This is a genomic window from Staphylococcus sp. FSL W8-1270 (genome assembly GCF_038007165.1).
Classification (GTDB): Bacteria; Bacillota; Bacilli; order Staphylococcales; family Staphylococcaceae; genus Staphylococcus; species Staphylococcus hominis.
In genome coordinates this window covers 129787-146888 of the sequence record NZ_JBBOWQ010000001.1, presented here as the reverse complement: position 1 = coordinate 146888, position 17102 = coordinate 129787, and the positions used below count along the sequence as shown (strand labels likewise).

The window sequence follows — 17102 nt, the reverse complement described above, 5'->3', positions numbered from 1 at the left end:
ATAACTCCCCGTAACGTTAGAGTTAGTGGGGAGTTTATATTTAATTTAGAAGAAAAAGTTCCAAATCGTCTGCAAGGTATGGTTTTCGATAATAATAAATAAACCAAGTCCAATATAGACCACTGCCATTATCCAACGACTGAACTTCTCTACAGTTTCTCCGATTTCAGGAATAGATGCAAGCTTCTGTGCAGTAAACACTAAGACATAGATTAAAATTAAAAAGACGATTAATGTCACAATGAGTTCAGAGACGCTTAATGTGACAAAGTAAGGGACAAATAATCCGATGTTATCTGCTCCGCAACTTGCGATCGTCACTAACGCAACCGTGCCAATTAGTTTAGTTAATCCGTGTTTGTCTAGTTCTTGTTTCGCTCTTTTTTCTCCTTCACAATCATCAAAAATAGCTACTTTTAATCCTAAATAGATAGGAATAAGACCAAGTAATCCTAAAATCCATTTTTCAGGCACATAATTTAAGACAAAGGCAAAGAATAAACTTACGACAATCAATGTCACAGATCCTACATATTGACCAATATAAATATTTCTATATTCTTTTTTTGTCTGTGCTCGCGCGAAAAAAATAAGCAAAATAACAAGTAAGTCGACTGCAGTTGCGATATACAATATCGCAGCAGTAATGATAGTTTGAATCATAGTTTAACTGTCCTTTTAAAAGTGATATTGAATAAAGTATAACGCATTTCAAATAAGAATTATATAGATTTTATTTTAAAATTTTCACCAAATTTTTAATGTCTACTTGCATGGAAAAAATAAAAAACAATAAATACTAAATAATTTGAAAATTCAAAATATAAAGTGTAAAATGAAAGTGAAGAGATTAGAAAGCGCTTACAAATATCTCTTTGTATTAAAAATGATAAAAGTTCTCTTACGGAAGGAGGCGTTCATTCATGAGTGAATCATATGATTTGATTGTGATTGGTGCAGGACCTGGAGGGTATGTATCAGCCATTCGTGCCGCACAATTGGGTAAAAAGGTGGCAGTCATCGAAAAATTCAATGCTGGAGGCACTTGTTTAAATGTGGGTTGCATTCCATCTAAAACATTATTAGAACACGGGGAAAAAGCACATAGCATTCAAGTTGCGAATGACTGGGGAATGACGACGAAAGAATTAAATATCGATTTTCCTAAATTTGTACAACGTAAAAAGAAAGTGGTACAAACACTTACGGGTGGCGTTAAACAGTTACTAAAGAAAAATAAAGTAGCTTATATTGAGGGAGAAGCAAGCATTTCAAAAGACTTAAACGTAAAAGTAAATAATGAAACGTATCAAGGTAAAGATATTATTTTAGCGACAGGTAGTAAACCATTTGTACCACCTATTAAAGGATTAGATAATGTCGATTATGAAACAACAGATACATTTTTCGATTTAAAACAACTACCTAAACAATTAGCAGTGATTGGCGGTGGTGTCATCGCAACAGAACTCGCTTCATCAATGGCTGATCTTGGCGTGAAAGTAACCATTGTTGAAGTGGCAGATGATATTTTACTTACTGAAATTGATGATACACGTGAGTTATTAAAAGCGCATTTAGAAAATCAAGGTATTAACATTATTACAAAGGCGAAAATTAAAACAGTAGATAAAACTAAAATTGTACTCGATGGTCAAGATGACGTCAGCTTCGACACGTTACTTGTCGCGACAGGTAGACAACCGAATACACAAGTGGCTAAAGATTTAAATTTAGAGATGGATGGCAAGTTCTTTAAAGTGGATGACCATTATCAAACAAGTCAAAAACATGTCTATGCGATTGGTGATTTAGTCAAAGGTTATCAACTTGCACATGCTGCAAGTGCACATGGTATTCATGTAGCAGAAACACTTGCTGGAGAACACCCACCACTTGTTCGTCAAGAAAACATTACACGTTGTATTTATACACGACTTGAAGCGGCATCCATTGGCTTATCAGAAGAACAAGCAAAAGAAGCGGGATATGATGTGAAAGTCACACAATCAGCGTTTCAAGGTAATGCGAAGGCGCTCATTAAAGAGGAAAACGAAGGAATTATAAAATTAGTTATTGATCAAACATATGGGGAAATACTCGGCGCCTTTATGGTAGGTCCTCATGCGACAGACTTAATTGGCGAAGTCCTAGGAGTAAAAGCGTCAGAAGGTACCATCTATGAATTATCCGAAATAATTCAACCACATCCCGCATTATTAGAAGCGATTGGCGAAGGTGGGGATGCATACTTTGGTTCTGCAATTCACATGTAGTTATTACACTTACGCCCTATGAAAGATAGGAGGAATTGACAATGAAAATGGAAAAAGAACAAGCACGTTGGATTTATAAAACAATGAATGAAATTCGATTTTTTGAAGAGAAGGTACACAAAATTTTTAGTGATGGTCAAATCCCAGGATTTGTACATTTATATGTCGGTGAAGAAGCCGTTGCCACAGGTGTCATGTCACAACTAACTGACGATGATTATATTACAAGTACACACCGTGGTCATGGACATGCTATCGCAAAAGGTTGCGATTTAAACGGTATGATGGCAGAAATCATGGGTAAACGTGATGGTTTAGGTCATGGTAAAGGTGGCTCAATGCATGTTGCCGAAATTGACAAAGGGATGCTCGGTGCCAATGGTATCGTAGGCGGTGGCTTTGGTCTTGCGATTGGTGCAAGTATTTCAATTATCAATCAAGGTAAAGACAATGTTGCCGTATGCTTCTTTGGTGATGGTGCCGCAAATGAAGGCACATTCCACGAAGGTTTAAACTTCGCTTCAATTTTAAACTTACCAGTTATCTTTGTCTGTGAAAATAACCAATTCGCTGAAGGTACGACACATGACTATGCAAGTGCATCTGAAACGATTGCTGAACGTGCTTCTGCATATAATATGCCAGGCGTACGTGTGGATGGCATGAATGTTTTAGAAGTCTATCAAGCGACACAAGAAGCAGTAGAACGTGCTAAAAAAGGGGAAGGTCCTACATTAATCGAATGTGATACGTATCGTAAATATGGTCACTTTGAAGGTGACGAACAAAAAGTTAAATCACCAAATGATCGTAATGCGGATAAAAATGCCACTGTAGAATTCAGAAAACAAGCGATTGAAGAAGGTTGGTTAACTGAAGAAGAAGCAGACGATATTGAAAAAACAGCTGAACAAGCCGTAGAAGATGCTGTGAAATTTGCGGACGAAAGTGAATTACCAGATGAAGATTCACTATACAAAGATGTCTTTGCATAACAAACCTTTAAAGCACTAAAACGAAGAAATAGATAAGAACGCACCTAACCAGACGAGGAGGTTTTTACGATGAGTGAAGAACGTAAACTAACATTTATGGGCGCGATTAATGAAGCGATTGATCAATCTATGGAGAAAGATGAAAATGTCATCTTAATTGGTACAGACGTTTCAGGTGGCGCAAAAGTAGAACATATTCAAGATGATGATACATTTGGTGGCGTGTTCGGAGTAACAAAAGGGCTTGCTAAAAAATATAGTCGTAAACGTGTCATCGATACACCTATTTCTGAACATATTACATTAAGTGCAGCTGTAGGGGCTGCTGCAACAGGATTACGTCCCATCGCAGAACTTATGTTTAACGACTTTATCGGATTTGGTTTAGATCCAATTTTAAACCAAGGTGCAAAAATGAGATATATGTTTGGTGGTAAAGCTAAAATTCCATTAGTAGTACGTACCGTTCATGGCGCTGGCGCAAGTGCGGCAGCACAACACTCTCAATCTCTATATAATATGTTCGCAACAATTCCAGGTGTTAAAGTAGTTGTACCATCAAATCCATATGATGCAAAAGGATTATTAATGTCAGCGATTCAAGATGATAACTTAGTTGTATTTTCAGAAGATAAAACATTACTTGGCCAAAAAAGTAATGTGCCTGAAGAACCTTATACGATTGAGATTGGTAAAGCCAATGTCACACGAGAAGGTGATGATTTAACGATTGTCGCAATTGGTAAAATGGTTGCTGTGGCTGAAGAAACAGCTGACCGACTTGAAGAAGATAATGTTTCAGTAGAAGTCATCGATTTACGTTCAGTGTCTCCATGGGATCAAGATACAGTTTTAGAATCAGTGAAAAAAACAGGACGCTTAATTGTTATTGATGAATCAAGTCCACAATGTAACATTGCTGGTGACGTCGCTTCTGTCATTGGTGATATTGGATTCGATTATTTAGATGGACCAATCAAAAAAGTAACAGCACCAGATACACCAGTACCATTTGCATCTAACTTAGAAGCGGCATATATTCCAAATGCAGATAAAGTATTAGACGTAGCATCTGAATTAGTTGATGACTTAAAAAAGGCTAACGCGTAGGGAGGTGTATCACAATGGGTGAAAATATTATTATGCCAAAGCTTGGTATGACAATGAAAGAAGGTACTGTAGAAGAGTGGTTTAAATCAGAAGGTGATACAGTAGAAGAAGGCGAAAGCATTGTCACAATTAGCTCTGAAAAATTAACAAATGATGTAGAAGCACCTGCAAGTGGTACGTTATTAAAAATCAAAGTACAAGCAGGCGAAGATGCAAAAGTAAAAGCAGTGCTTGGTATCATCGGAGAAGAAGGCGAAGACGTAGGAAGCGATGACGATGATTCTGAAGAAACTACCCAAGAGAATAAAGATAACGACACAACTTCTGAAGATCAACAAGCTTCTTCAAATGAAGAACAATCTGATAAAAAAGATACAGAAAAAGAAGCGAAGCCTGAACAACGAGAACGTATCTTTATCTCTCCATTAGCACGTAATATGGCTGAAGATAAGGACCTTGATATCACAAGAATCAAAGGGACAGGTGGAAATGATCGTATTACAAAATTAGATATTCAACGTGTAGAATCAGAAGGCTATGATTATGAAGGTGAAGCGGGTACGTCTGACCAAAGCGCATCTTCAACGGCGCAAAACTTCGATGTGTCTAGCATTGGTGAAGGTCTAAACCCAATGCGTCAACGTATTGCTCAAAATATGCGTCAAAGTCTTAATAATACTGCTCAATTAACATTACATCGCAAAGTCAATGCAGATCGCTTATTAGACTTTAAAGCTCGATTATCTGAAGAATTAAAAGATGCAGATCAAGATGTAAAATTGACAGTCACAGCTTTATTAGCTAAAGCAGTAGTCCTAGCACTTAAAGAATATGGCGCAATGAACGCTCGTTATGAAAACGGTGAATTAACAGAATACGATGATGTACATTTAGGTATTGCGACATCACTTGAAGATGGTCTTATGGTGCCAGTTATTGATAATGCAGATACTAAAAGTATTGGCACTTTAGCAAAAGAAATTAAAACATCAGCTGAAGCAGTACGTGAAGGAAATACAGGTGACGTTCAACTTAGTGGCGCTACATTTACAATTACGAATATGGGTGCAAGTGGTATCGAATACTTCACACCAATTTTAAATTTAGGTGAAACAGGTATCTTAGGTGTCGGTGCTTTAGCTAAAGAGCTTGTTCTTGAAGGAGATAATGTAAAACAAGTCTCTCGTATCCCATTAAGTTTAACATTCGATCATCAAATCTTAGATGGCGCAGGCGCAGCTGATTTCTTAAAAGTACTTGCAAAATATATTGAAAATCCATATTTATTGATGTTATAAAAAACATGAAACATCAAGTTAATGAATAACCCTCAATTTTGGGGGTTATTGTATTATGTAAGCTAACAACAAATATGATAGAGGAGTGATTCACTATGTCAGAAAACCAAAATCAAGGTTGTATAAAATGTGGTCATACAGAAGTAGAAGAAGGTACATTATCTGCAACAGGGTCAGGATTGTCTAAATTTTTAGATGTACAACATAATAATTTTAAGACGATAACTTGTAAAAATTGTGGATATACCGAATTTTATAAACAAGATAGAAACAGAAGTAGAGACTTTATTGATTTGTTCTTTGGAGGATAAGACAAAAGAATGGAACAGCAGTAACCCTTATGGTTGCTGTTTTTTTAATTTAAGGGTAAGACTTCGGGTTGTGTGAAGTTAGACTTTCGGATGTCTAAAAGTTGTAAAAATTATTTAATATATTGACTTGATATTCATGGGATTTTAAGTCATTGTATAAGTATAGGTTAAGTAACCTATAATTTAATAATCTCTGCTAGGGGTGCTTTATATTGCTGAAAGGAACTTCATGTTCCAACCCTTTGAACCTGATCTAGTTAATACTAGCGTAGGGAAGCCAGTGAGTCACTTTACAATGACATATGGATGTTTTCATAATTTGATGAAAAGGTCAATTTAACGATGAATCATTTTCTTCATTATGATACTTACATATATTTTCGTATATATTCACTTATTCTTATGCATTCAGTATTAAGCTGAATGCTTTTTTTATGAATCATATAATCAGTGATATTTAGACCCTTCTAGTATTTAGGAGGCAATGTCAATGGAGCAAGAAAAAATCAATTTTAAAAGAACTTTTCCAGCAAGTAAACGTATTTTTAAAAAAGGCGAGGGTAATGATAGTGATATTTTTGTACCATTTCGAGAAATTGAACTTTCTGATACCCAATTAGAACAACGTAGTTTTCAAAATGAACCTGTCGTAGTGTACGATACAGCAGGTCCTTATCATGATGACAGTTATGAGGTTGATATCAATCATGGACTTCCAAAGGTTCGCGATGCATGGATTGAAGCACGTGAAGACGTTGAACATTATGAAGGTCGCCGTATTCAATCGATTGATAACGGTTTTTCAAAAGAAGGCCATAAAAACTATGTAGCTCATCCATTCGAATATCAACCAAGACGTGGCAGTAAAGATACACCAGTTACACAAATGTACTACGCTAAACAAGGGATTATCACTAAAGAAATGAAATTTGTAGCAATTAGAGAACAAGTGGAACCAGAATTTGTAAGGGAAGAAATTGCGAGAGGACGCGCGATTATTCCTAATAATATCAATCATCCTGAATCTGAACCAATGATTATTGGTAAAAACTTCTCTGTAAAAATCAACGCGAACATTGGTAACTCTATTGTGTCTTCATCTATTGAAGCAGAAATTGAAAAATTAGTTTGGGCCACACATTGGGGTGCAGATACGATTATGGATTTATCTACAGGAAAAAATATCCATACAACTCGTGAGTATCTCTTACGTAACTCACCTGTACCAGTAGGAACAGTGCCCATCTATCAAGCGTTAGAAAAAGTAAATGGGGTGGCAGAAGATTTAACATGGGAAGCGTATAGAGATACATTAATTGAACAAGCTGAACAAGGGGTCGATTATTTTACTATTCACGCAGGATTACGTCTTCACTATATTCCATTAACTGTTGATCGTTTAACTGGGATTGTTTCTCGTGGTGGCTCAATTATTGCACAATGGTGTCTTGCACATCACGAAGAAAGCTTTTTATATACACACTTCGATGAGATTTGTGAAATCTTAAGTCAATATGATGTTGCTATTTCTCTAGGAGATGGTTTGCGTCCTGGTTCAATTTATGACGCTAACGATGAAAGTCAATTTGCGGAGTTGAAAACGTTAGGTGAGTTAACGGATATTGCTTGGAAACATAATGTGCAAGTTATGATTGAAGGTCCAGGGCATATTCCAATGCATAAAATTAAAGAAAACCAAGATTTAGCAGATTTTTATTGTAAAGAAGCACCATTTTATACATTAGGACCTCTTGTAACAGATATTGCACCAGCATATGACCATATTACATCTGCCATTGGTGCTGCTCAAATTGCGAGTCATGGTACGGCAATGTTATGTTACGTGACACCTAAAGAACATTTAGGTTTACCAAATAAAGATGACGTACGTGATGGTGTGGTCACTTATAAAATTGCAGCACATGCAGCAGATTTATCTAAAGGCTTACCAGGGGCAACAGAACGCGACGATGCAATTAGTAAAGCGCGCTTTGAGTTTCGTTGGATTGATCAATTCAACCTCGCGTTAGATCCTGATCGAGCGAGAGAATTTCACGATGAAACATTACCAGCAGAATCAGCGAAAATTGCACATTTCTGTAGTATGTGCGGACCAAAATTCTGTTCAATGCGCTTATCACATGATATTCGCGATTCCTACAAAGAACAACTTGAAGGCATGAAAGAGAAAGCCGAAGAATTTAGAGAAGGCGGCAATAGAATATATCATTAATGATATTGGTAAAGAGGTAGCGATATAAATTGCTACCTTTTTTTTAAAAATTCTTCTAGATATATCCATTTCGTTTAACTACTGATACGATAGAGTTATACATATTTCCAGGGTAATATTGCTAGGAGGGTTTAGCATGGATAATCATGCAGAATTTAAAAAAGGAATTTTATTTGCGTTAGGGGCGCATTTATTATGGGGGATTCTACCTATTTATTGGAGATTCATTCACGGTATTAGCGCATTTGAAATTTTAGCGTATCGCATTATCCTTGCGATGGTTTTTATGATTCTAATGATTTTTATATTAAAAAAATCACAAGCGCTTAAACATGATATCAATCAACTCGTAGCACATCCGATTCAACTGGTTGCGATTATCATTGCAGGTTATGTGATTACGATTAACTGGGGAACGTTCATTTGGGCAGTGTCTAATGGTCATGTGCTACAAACCAGTTTAGGTTATTATATTAATCCATTAGTGAGTGTCTTACTCGCATTTATTTTCTTAAAAGAGCGTTTCAATAAGTTTGAAACGTTAGCGATTGTATCAGCCGTAATTGGCGTCATTTACATGACAATGAAGATAGGAGAATTTCCAATTATTTCTTTAATGTTGGCATTCTCATTTGGGATTTACGGTTTACTAAAAAAATTGGTACGTGTTGAAGCAATGAGTGGGATTGCGATTGAATGTATTGTGACAGCACCAGCAGGACTGATTTATATCATTTATTTATGGCAAGCACACCAATCATCAGTCGGTTTGAATATGAGTACATTTTTACTCTTATTCTCTGGAGCGGTAACAGCTGTCCCACTTATTTTATTCTCAGCGGGCGCTCGTCGCATTCCGCTATCACTGACAGGATTTATTCAATACATTAGTCCAACGATTATCTTTTTACTAGGTATCTTCGTATTTAAAGAAAAATTCGATATCCACCAATTCATTACATTTATCTTTATTTGGATTGGTATTGCGCTTTATAGTATCTCTCAATATATTAAAATGAAACGTAGTCCTAGACCAGAATAAAAAACAAGCCACCCCTCACTACTTGATGAGTGAAGGATGGCTCTATTTATCATCTATAAAAAATATTTAAATTAGCCTAAAGAACCGTTACCAGTTTGGTTTTCATTTTTAAGGTTTTTATAAAAAACGCCAGCAAATACTGCTACGATAGCAATAATGCCAATATATTCAGAAATTTTACGTCCTGGTGATTTATATCCAGCCATAATATGACCTCCATTTATTAAGTTTTACGTAGTTAAAGCGTATAGTGAAGTATTCCCGTTTTCAAAATAAAAAAACATGTCCATCGTTAATTTTAATAAAGGTATTGTAGAGTAAACAAGATACATAGCTACATCAATGATCTTCATTATAGACAATACCTCCTTTAAATCTAAGAATCTGCACGACATATTCTTCATTATTTTTATTATTTACATTTCTAGCAATTGATACCATGTCATGACGTTTTTTAACTTTTCATAGGATGACTACTGATATAGAAAGAAGTACCGTTAATAGAATGAAGCAGAAGTATGACAAATAAACATAGGTATTATCTATTAAGTTTCTTCGCAAAGTAAGCAAAATAACTCATCATTATAGCGAAAACAACAGATGAAATGAAACAACGCACAATACCTAGATCTAATTTTAAAAGTCGTTGTGCTAAATAAAAGATTATAAAATAAACGATAAAAAAGTATAGGAAATAACGTATTGTTTTCATTAGTTCTCTCCTTATCAATTAAAATATGTATGATTTAAGGCTAACATGTGTTGAATACAAATTAAAAATAATGAAAGAATAAAAAGTAGATTAATATTATAAGTATTATATAATTAATTGGATTTTCAATTAATTATATTTCAATAAATTTATATTTTAATTTATAAAAATTTGAATATTTGAGTGTAATATTATATATTAAAGGTGGAAGTTCATTATAATTCTATAAGAGGAGTGATCCATAATGAAGAAATTTGCAAAAGCAATGGTCGTTGGTGGTATTACTTTAGGAACAGTATTAGGGTTTAATGTAACTGAGCATAACGGGGTATCAAATGAAGCACAGGCACAAACGCAAACATCACAAGGCTATCATTATGATTATCATGGTTATACAAAGTCAGGTGGCGAATTCGTATTAAATCACACGTTCTATAATGCGTTAAAAGCTGGAAATGTGACATTTAACGGAATTAAAGTGAATGAGCAGTATCAACATGGTACATCAACAAAAAAAGTATACGACCAAACATTTAATCAAGTCAAAGGCAACACAGCAGCAATGATTGATTTTAAGGTCGCACCTAAAACAGTAAGCTTAGAACAAGTAAAAGATGTTTACGGAGATCATTATCAATATCAACCATCACTGACTGAGAAACAAACAGATGAAACAAATGGACTATACGGTTACACAGTAGGCAAAGGTCATATTACATTCCATGTTACGGATGGCTACGTGGATCATGTTACTGTGTCATAATAAAAGATATAAAAGAACAGCACCTCATCGCGAGGTGCTGTTTTTTGTGTTAATCAAGTATATTGATGAATGTCATAATGAAAGTTAATATACAAGCAATGATAATGACTAACTTTCCTTTTTCTGTTTTCTCATGTCCATGTTGGTACTCTCGTAAAACAAACAACCATGAAATGATAACTAGCAATCCTAAAACAATACTAATAAATTTCATGTAATGATCTCCTTGTATATCTAGAATTCTTGCTTCAAACATAACGTGATTTAAAATAACAATCAACTATCATTTTCGTGCAATTACAATAATGATAAAAGGCATTACGATTATTTATTATAGCTGAAATTTTAAAAGTATATTTAGAAAGCTACGTATATAATTTGTTAAAACTATAATTTAAACATACCTAAGACACTTATTTATATTCTAAATTTTTACATATGAGAATAAAATATAATGATACAAATAGTTTTAGAAATAGATTAATATAAAATGTTAACCTTAATATATGGATAAAAAAATATTATTAAAGGAGGATATTCATGAAAGATTCTATCTTTTGGAAAAAAGCATTTATTCCTGTGTATTTCATCGTGGCTTTCTTATTGTTTCTTCTTTTTAAATTTTACATACAGACTGATAACTTTTCTATATACATACTCATTTTTATTATAGCCAGTTTTGGAATAGCGTCTGTAATTTATAATTCTAAAAGTAAATATTGGAAATGATAAATAAAGAGATCATCTAAGAAGTTAAGTATCTTAGAAGGTTGGGATATTTTAATGATGAAAAAGTATTAAGTATAGCATTAATTAGTACTATATTATTAAGTGCATGGTCGATAAACATTAGTTGATGAAAATCGAGAGGATAAGAAACAGACACAAGAATCACATAATAATAAAAACCATAATCAAAATACTCTGCGAAAGGGATATTTAAAATTATGTTTGTGATAACGTTTTGTTGGAAAAGGAAGATTAATTTTGAAATTTGTTTTATATTTCGTATATTTCTTTGTTTCTTTTTTTATTTTAAATTTGCTACTTGATTTAGTGATACCCCTCCTTGATTTTGATGTATATCCAAGTCTTATTTCTGCATTGTTTTTTGCAATATTTATGACTTTATTTACTTATGTTTTAAAAGGAAATAAAAGTAAAAAATAAAATGCACATTTATGACAAGAAGATTTGTTTTGTGTTGAGAAGAACCCTTAACTAAACTTGCAAACGAATGTTGGCATAGCGTGACCTATTAAGTCGACCATTCGACAAGTTTTGGGTTTGTTATGGGTTCGGAGATTCAACGTCAATAAAGCAATTGGAATAAAGCATAAATTTTGAAATAATATAAATATCAAGAGGTGATTTATTATTCAAAATAACAGGTTTGATATTAATAAGCTCAGTACATTTCATCGTATTTCGTTTATTATGAATATTTTCTTTTTAATTTTTATGGCTCCAATTTATAGTCTTGATAATATTTATTTATCAGTTGCTTGGACTATTTTGGGTTTAATAAATGGTGTTTATTTAATAGTTAAACAAAGACATGGAAATACTAATAAGCATATTTGATGTACTGATAAAAAAGAGCCTAAACACGGGCTCTTTTTTATTTTGAACATTTTTCACATAAAACTTTTTGACTTTTAGCCCAACTTTTTAGATTTGTTACGCCATTAAGATTTTTTGAATTTGTGTGTATTGCTATATTTTCGTTTTTGTCGATTTCTTTTTCACAATGACTGCATTTTAATTTTTCAAGAAACATAAAATGACCTCACTTTTTGCGATTTTGTATTCTTTTGATTGTATTTAATTCATTAAATTTAAGAGCATATCAGCTATATATGTTTCAGTAAATGCTGCTAAAATGACCAATGGTAAACAGACGAATAAATATGCTTTTAATAAATTAATTAAACTTAGTTTGAAAGAGTAGTTTTGCTTTTTTTCTTTTCTGAATAGATTGGTTATTTTTCTTAAAATTGATTTATTTAGCATATAAAGACCACTAGTAAATATACAAAAACTCATCATTTCCAAAGTGTAATGAGGTATATAAGCGATTAAGCTAGTTAGACCTTTGTAAGTATCAAAATGGATGAAAAAACCGAATAGTATGCCAGGAATAATAAGCGATACTATTAAATTTAGAGTATATAAAAATGGTATGGGTATTAAAGCTAACAAAAGCATTTGTATTGGTACATGAAAGCCATTGTTTTGTATAAACCCCCAAACTTTTTTTAGTCCCTGCGTTTTACTAACGCTTTCAGGTGAATTGGATCCTAATTGTTTTATAAATTCTTCTGAAGGATGAAAAAATAAAGCGATTGGAATTGTTACTAGTAATAACATTGTTGATAATATAAAGATTTTTATTGCTCTTTTAAAATAATTTTGATCTTTAATATTTAGCATGATTAACCCTTTCTTTTTGTTTTTTGAAACGAGTGTCATGAGTTTTTCTTATCCCGATAATTAATAACGTTATAATAGAGAGTCCTATATGTTGAATTGTATTTTATTTAAAAGTTCTATAAACATTTGAAGTACTGACATCTATCTTTTAATATTTGATATAACTCATTTTTACATAGCTCCTGTTTTTAAACAATACTGACAAATGAGTCATATTTTAAATTTTATAATTCTATTTATATTAATATGTTCGTAGATGACAAAAATTTCAGTATTAACAAATATTAACGCTATTGATATAAATATAGTGTAATTGAATTTTGAAAACATTTTTATATTACTCGTTGATATTGTAAATGTATGAAAACAAGAACAGCCGCAGTTTCCTAATTATGACTCTGGAAGCTATGGACCTAAAGAAAGTGAAAAATTACTTAGTGAAGACGGATTGAATTGGTGGAATAATTTGTAATATAAAAGACTTAAAGTTGTCGTCTTTTGAATGAGTAGTTAATCATTGATTAATATGCAATAATCAATGTTATAAGGATTATAAAGGGAGGATACTTAATGGATTTTATTAATATTACAGGTGCTTCACAAAATAACTTGAAAAACATAGATGTAAATATCCCAAAACACTTAGTAACCGTATTTACAGGACGTTCTGGTTCAGGGAAATCATCTTTAGTGTTTAATACTATTGCTGCGGAATCTGAACAGCTACTAAATGAAAGTTATTCCAGTTATATCCAATTTCATTTAAATCAACAACCTAGACCGAAAGTGAAAAAAATTAAAAATCTTCCTGTAGCAATGACAATTAATCAGAAAAGATTCAATGGGAATTCTCGCTCTACGGTAGGAACAGTTTCGGATATATATGCCTCCGTTAGATTACTGTGGTCTAGAATAGGCGAACCGTTTGTTGGCTATTCAGATGCATATTCCTTCAATAGTCCTAAGGGCATGTGTAAAACTTGTGAAGGATTAGGATATATTGAAGACATTAACTTAGATGAATTGCTAGATTGGGATAAGTCTTTAAATGAAGGTGCCATAGACTTTCCTTCTTTTGGACCAGATAAAGAGCGTGGTAAAGCCTATCGAGATAGTGGTTTATTTGATAATAATAAAAAATTGAAAGACTATACAAAAGATGAATTAGAATTATTTTTATATCAAGAGCCAATGACGTTAAAAAATCCTCCTAAAGAATGGAGAAAGTCAGCTAAATATGTAGGGCTAATACCTAGATTCAGTAGAATATTTTTAGGCGATAAAGAATTTAATAAAAAACGCTATGCCAAACATCTTAAAAATGTAGTAAATAATAAAATATGTCCTACATGTAAAGGTCAACGTTTAAACTCGAAAATATTAAGTTCTAAAATTATGAGTAAAAATATTTCTGATTTCACACAAATGACAATTAAGGAAAATTTAGAGTTTCTTAATAAATTAGAGGATCCAACAGCTAAATATATTATTGATCCTCTCAAAAAGCAGTTAGAAGCACTAAAATATATTGGATTAAGTTATTTAACGCTTAACCGTGTCACAACGACATTATCAGGCGGTGAAGCGCAACGTCTTAAATTAATACGTCATTTAAATAGTTCTTTATCGGATTTAGTTTACATTATAGATGAACCAAGTGTTGGTTTGCATCCGGAAGATATAGCTAAAATCAATGAAATTTTAAAATCTTTAAAAGACAAAGGCAATACTGTGTTAATTGTTGAACATGATCCCGATGTTATTAAAGAAGGGGACTATATCATAGATATGGGACCAGGTTCAGGAAAAAATGGTGGTGAAATCACATTTGAAGGAACATATAATGAATTACTCTCTTCAAATACTTCGACAGGTAACGCATTACGTCACAAACATAATTTAAAAGAGAATATTCGTGAAGCGAACCATTTTTATAATATCGGTCCTGTGACACAAAACAATTTAAATAACGTAAAAACGTCTATACCTAAACACGTATTAACAGTCTTAACAGGCGTTGCTGGTTCAGGTAAGAGTACCCTTGTTAAAGCAGGTTTTGAAAATAATGACCATACCATCTTTATTGATCAAAAAGCAGTTCAAGGATCTAATAGATCTAATCTGTTAACGTATTTAGGTGTTTTTGATAGCGTAAGAAGCTTTTTCAGTAAAGAAACAGGCTTAAATAAAGCTATGTTTAGTTATAACTCAAAAGGTGCCTGTCCAAATTGTGGTGGAAAGGGCTACATTAAAACGGAACTTGCTTTTATGGGTGATTTTTCACAGACATGTGAAGTTTGTCATGGTAAACGTTATAAACAAGAAGTATTAGATGCTACCATAGATGGGTATTCAATCGCCGATGTTCTCGATTTGACGGTTGACGAAGGTATTATTTTCTTTGATAAAAAGAATGATATTAAGTCAAAATTACAATCTGTAAGTAAAACAGGTTTGAATTATATGTCACTTGGACAACCTTTATCCACTTTGTCTGGTGGAGAGATTCAACGCGTGAAACTAGCACAACATTTAGATGAAGAGATAAAAAATAGTATTTTTATTTTTGACGAACCAACCACAGGCCTACATGAATCGGATATCCCTATATTGATGGAGTGTTTTGATGATTTAATTGATCAAAACAATACAGTTATTTTGATTGAACATAATTTATCGATTATGTGTGAAGCAGATTGGATCATCGATGTCGGTCCAGGCCCTGGGTTGGATGGCGGAAAGGTCCAATTTAGTGGAACACCTAAAAACTTTATTGATAGTTCAGAAACATTGACATCTAAACACTTGAAACGCTATATCAATCAGTAGAAATAGAAGAGTTGGATGAGTTTATATTTATTATATTCATTCAACTCTTTTCTTATCATAGATTCTTTCAATATAGAAATATTGAAAGAATTGTCTATCCAGTAGTTCCACCAAAAGTTGAGTATAAGTTAACAAACATAGGAAAAACACTCGATAAAGTAGTTTATGCAATTTGTGATTGGGGGGGATGAATTTCTGGAAGAAATTTCTAAATAGAAAAATGTTAAAATTTAAATATATAGGTAAAAGACGCCTCAACTTTGAACGAGTTATTCAAAGTAAGGCGTCTTTATCTATATAGTATTGTGGTTTTAAAATAACTTTAATAGTATTATCTTTTTTTTGATCAAAGATGTCATAAACTTCTTTTACATCTTCTAACGGCATAGTATGAGTGATAATTTCTGTTGGATTATTTACTTCACATACTTCCATATTTTTATATCCTTGATAAGTAACTGATTTCATACAATCATCCTCTTTTAGCAAATATGCGCCTGTTATTAAAATACAAACTCAAACGAGTAAATTAAGTAATTATTATTTTGTGTTAAATATACATAATTTACATATAAATCATGTGAATTTATTGAATATAATCATCTTTTTTTGAAAATAGTATCTATAACAAAAGGAGGATATTCCCCATTCATTCACCATCAAATTTATTTTCTTATACGCCTCACTATCTCAGAATATCAATGTAAATAATTTTTCTATTATTTACCCCAAAATAAAGTTTGAAAGTATATATATTAATATTACTCCAACAATGATTTTGAACCATATAGAAGAATTTGAAAAAATACAAGGAAAGAGAAAAACAGAAAATAATACATAATTTAACTTATCGGAAGTAGATATGCTTGTATATTCACAGATGGTATAATAATAGAGTCGCCTATCTCTCAGGCGTCAATTGACGAAGAGAGGAGGTGCATTACTTTGCTAATCATTTTCGTTCACATCATAGCACCAGTCATCAGTGGCTGTGCTGTTGCGTATTATACTTATTGGCTTAGTAAACGCAACAAATAATTAATAGGCGACTTATAAGCCAGCATCGAAAAAATCCCCACACTATTGCAGTAGTGTGGGGA

At 32.8% G+C, this 17102-nt stretch carries 16 protein-coding genes, 2 pseudogenes and 1 riboswitch; of the genes and pseudogenes, 13 read left to right on the top strand and 5 right to left on the bottom strand.

The features are described from left to right. Positions 1-45: 45 nt before the first annotated feature. Positions 46-663: a CadD family cadmium resistance transporter gene (locus tag NSU06_RS00665; RefSeq protein WP_049419899.1), complete on the bottom strand. Its 618-nt coding sequence runs from the start codon at positions 661-663 to the stop codon at positions 46-48. 260 nt (positions 664-923) lie between these two features. On the opposite strand from NSU06_RS00665, the gene lpdA reads away from it, so the two are divergent. From lpdA to rarD, 7 genes are all read left to right on the top strand, one after another. Then, the gene (gene lpdA, locus NSU06_RS00660; protein WP_131566207.1) at positions 924-2276 is read left to right on the top strand and encodes a dihydrolipoyl dehydrogenase; all 1353 of its coding nucleotides are present in this window, start codon (positions 924-926) and stop codon (positions 2274-2276) included. A 41-nt stretch (positions 2277-2317) separates the two neighbouring features. Beyond that, complete coding sequence (locus NSU06_RS00655) at positions 2318-3271, top strand: thiamine pyrophosphate-dependent dehydrogenase E1 component subunit alpha (RefSeq protein WP_017174766.1); 954 nt, start codon at positions 2318-2320, stop codon at positions 3269-3271. A gap of 69 nt (positions 3272-3340) precedes the next feature. Continuing rightward, positions 3341-4381: an alpha-ketoacid dehydrogenase subunit beta gene (locus NSU06_RS00650; RefSeq protein WP_049416093.1), complete on the top strand. Its 1041-nt coding sequence runs from the start codon at positions 3341-3343 to the stop codon at positions 4379-4381. A gap of 14 nt (positions 4382-4395) precedes the next feature. After that, a complete protein-coding gene (locus NSU06_RS00645) occupies positions 4396-5679 on the top strand; it encodes a dihydrolipoamide acetyltransferase family protein (RefSeq protein WP_131566204.1) in 1284 nt (427 codons plus the stop codon). A gap of 95 nt (positions 5680-5774) precedes the next feature. Further along, entirely contained in the window at positions 5775-5990 is a 216-nt protein-coding gene (locus NSU06_RS00640; protein ID WP_017174769.1) for a zinc ribbon domain-containing protein, read from the top strand. A 188-nt stretch (positions 5991-6178) separates the two neighbouring features. Further along, positions 6179-6282: riboswitch (TPP riboswitch) on the top strand. Between the two features lie 198 nt (positions 6283-6480). After that, entirely contained in the window at positions 6481-8223 is a 1743-nt protein-coding gene (gene thiC, locus NSU06_RS00635) for a phosphomethylpyrimidine synthase ThiC (RefSeq protein WP_017174770.1), read from the top strand. Between the two features lie 136 nt (positions 8224-8359). Beyond that, a complete protein-coding gene (rarD, locus tag NSU06_RS00630; RefSeq protein WP_049416104.1) occupies positions 8360-9265 on the top strand; it encodes an EamA family transporter RarD in 906 nt (301 codons plus the stop codon). A 71-nt stretch (positions 9266-9336) separates the two neighbouring features. On the opposite strand, the gene NSU06_RS00625 is transcribed toward rarD, so the two are convergent. Further along, a complete protein-coding gene (locus tag NSU06_RS00625) occupies positions 9337-9471 on the bottom strand; it encodes a hypothetical protein (protein ID WP_002449300.1) in 135 nt (44 codons plus the stop codon). A 750-nt stretch (positions 9472-10221) separates the two neighbouring features. Between NSU06_RS00625 and isaB the strand changes: the two genes are divergently transcribed. Beyond that, on the top strand, positions 10222-10740 hold the full coding sequence (gene isaB / locus NSU06_RS00620) for an immunodominant staphylococcal antigen IsaB family protein (RefSeq protein WP_049416107.1): 519 nt from the start codon (positions 10222-10224) through the stop codon (positions 10738-10740). Between the two features lie 49 nt (positions 10741-10789). On the opposite strand, the gene NSU06_RS00615 is transcribed toward isaB, so the two are convergent. Then, positions 10790-10954, bottom strand: a complete 165-nt coding sequence (locus tag NSU06_RS00615; protein WP_017174774.1) for a hypothetical protein — start codon at positions 10952-10954, stop codon at positions 10790-10792. A 326-nt stretch (positions 10955-11280) separates the two neighbouring features. On the opposite strand from NSU06_RS00615, the gene NSU06_RS00610 reads away from it, so the two are divergent. Beyond that, positions 11281-11469: a hypothetical protein gene (locus tag NSU06_RS00610; protein WP_002454655.1), complete on the top strand. Its 189-nt coding sequence runs from the start codon at positions 11281-11283 to the stop codon at positions 11467-11469. Between the two features lie 258 nt (positions 11470-11727). Continuing rightward, a complete protein-coding gene (locus NSU06_RS00605; RefSeq protein ID WP_019835089.1) occupies positions 11728-11910 on the top strand; it encodes a hypothetical protein in 183 nt (60 codons plus the stop codon). Positions 11911-12564: 654 nt separating this feature from the next. Here NSU06_RS00605 and NSU06_RS00600 read toward each other — a convergent pair. After that, on the bottom strand, positions 12565-13173 hold the full coding sequence (locus NSU06_RS00600; RefSeq protein WP_029376753.1) for a stage II sporulation protein M: 609 nt from the start codon (positions 13171-13173) through the stop codon (positions 12565-12567). A gap of 570 nt (positions 13174-13743) precedes the next feature. Between NSU06_RS00600 and NSU06_RS00595 the strand changes: the two genes are divergently transcribed. Beyond that, entirely contained in the window at positions 13744-16002 is a 2259-nt protein-coding gene (locus NSU06_RS00595) for an ATP-binding cassette domain-containing protein (protein WP_049382223.1), read from the top strand. A gap of 80 nt (positions 16003-16082) precedes the next feature. Next, positions 16083-16193: pseudogene (locus NSU06_RS00590) on the top strand (winged helix-turn-helix transcriptional regulator); the annotation flags it as partial. A gap of 82 nt (positions 16194-16275) precedes the next feature. Here the strand turns inward: NSU06_RS00590 and NSU06_RS00585 are convergent. Continuing rightward, positions 16276-16425, bottom strand: a pseudogene (locus NSU06_RS00585) (alcohol dehydrogenase); the annotation flags it as partial. Between the two features lie 522 nt (positions 16426-16947). On the opposite strand from NSU06_RS00585, the gene NSU06_RS00580 reads away from it, so the two are divergent. Beyond that, positions 16948-17040 carry a type I toxin-antitoxin system Fst family toxin gene (locus tag NSU06_RS00580; protein ID WP_001791613.1) on the top strand — a complete coding sequence of 31 codons (93 nt, stop codon included), beginning with the start codon at positions 16948-16950 and terminating at the stop codon, positions 17038-17040. The last annotated feature ends 62 nt before the right edge of the window (positions 17041-17102 follow it).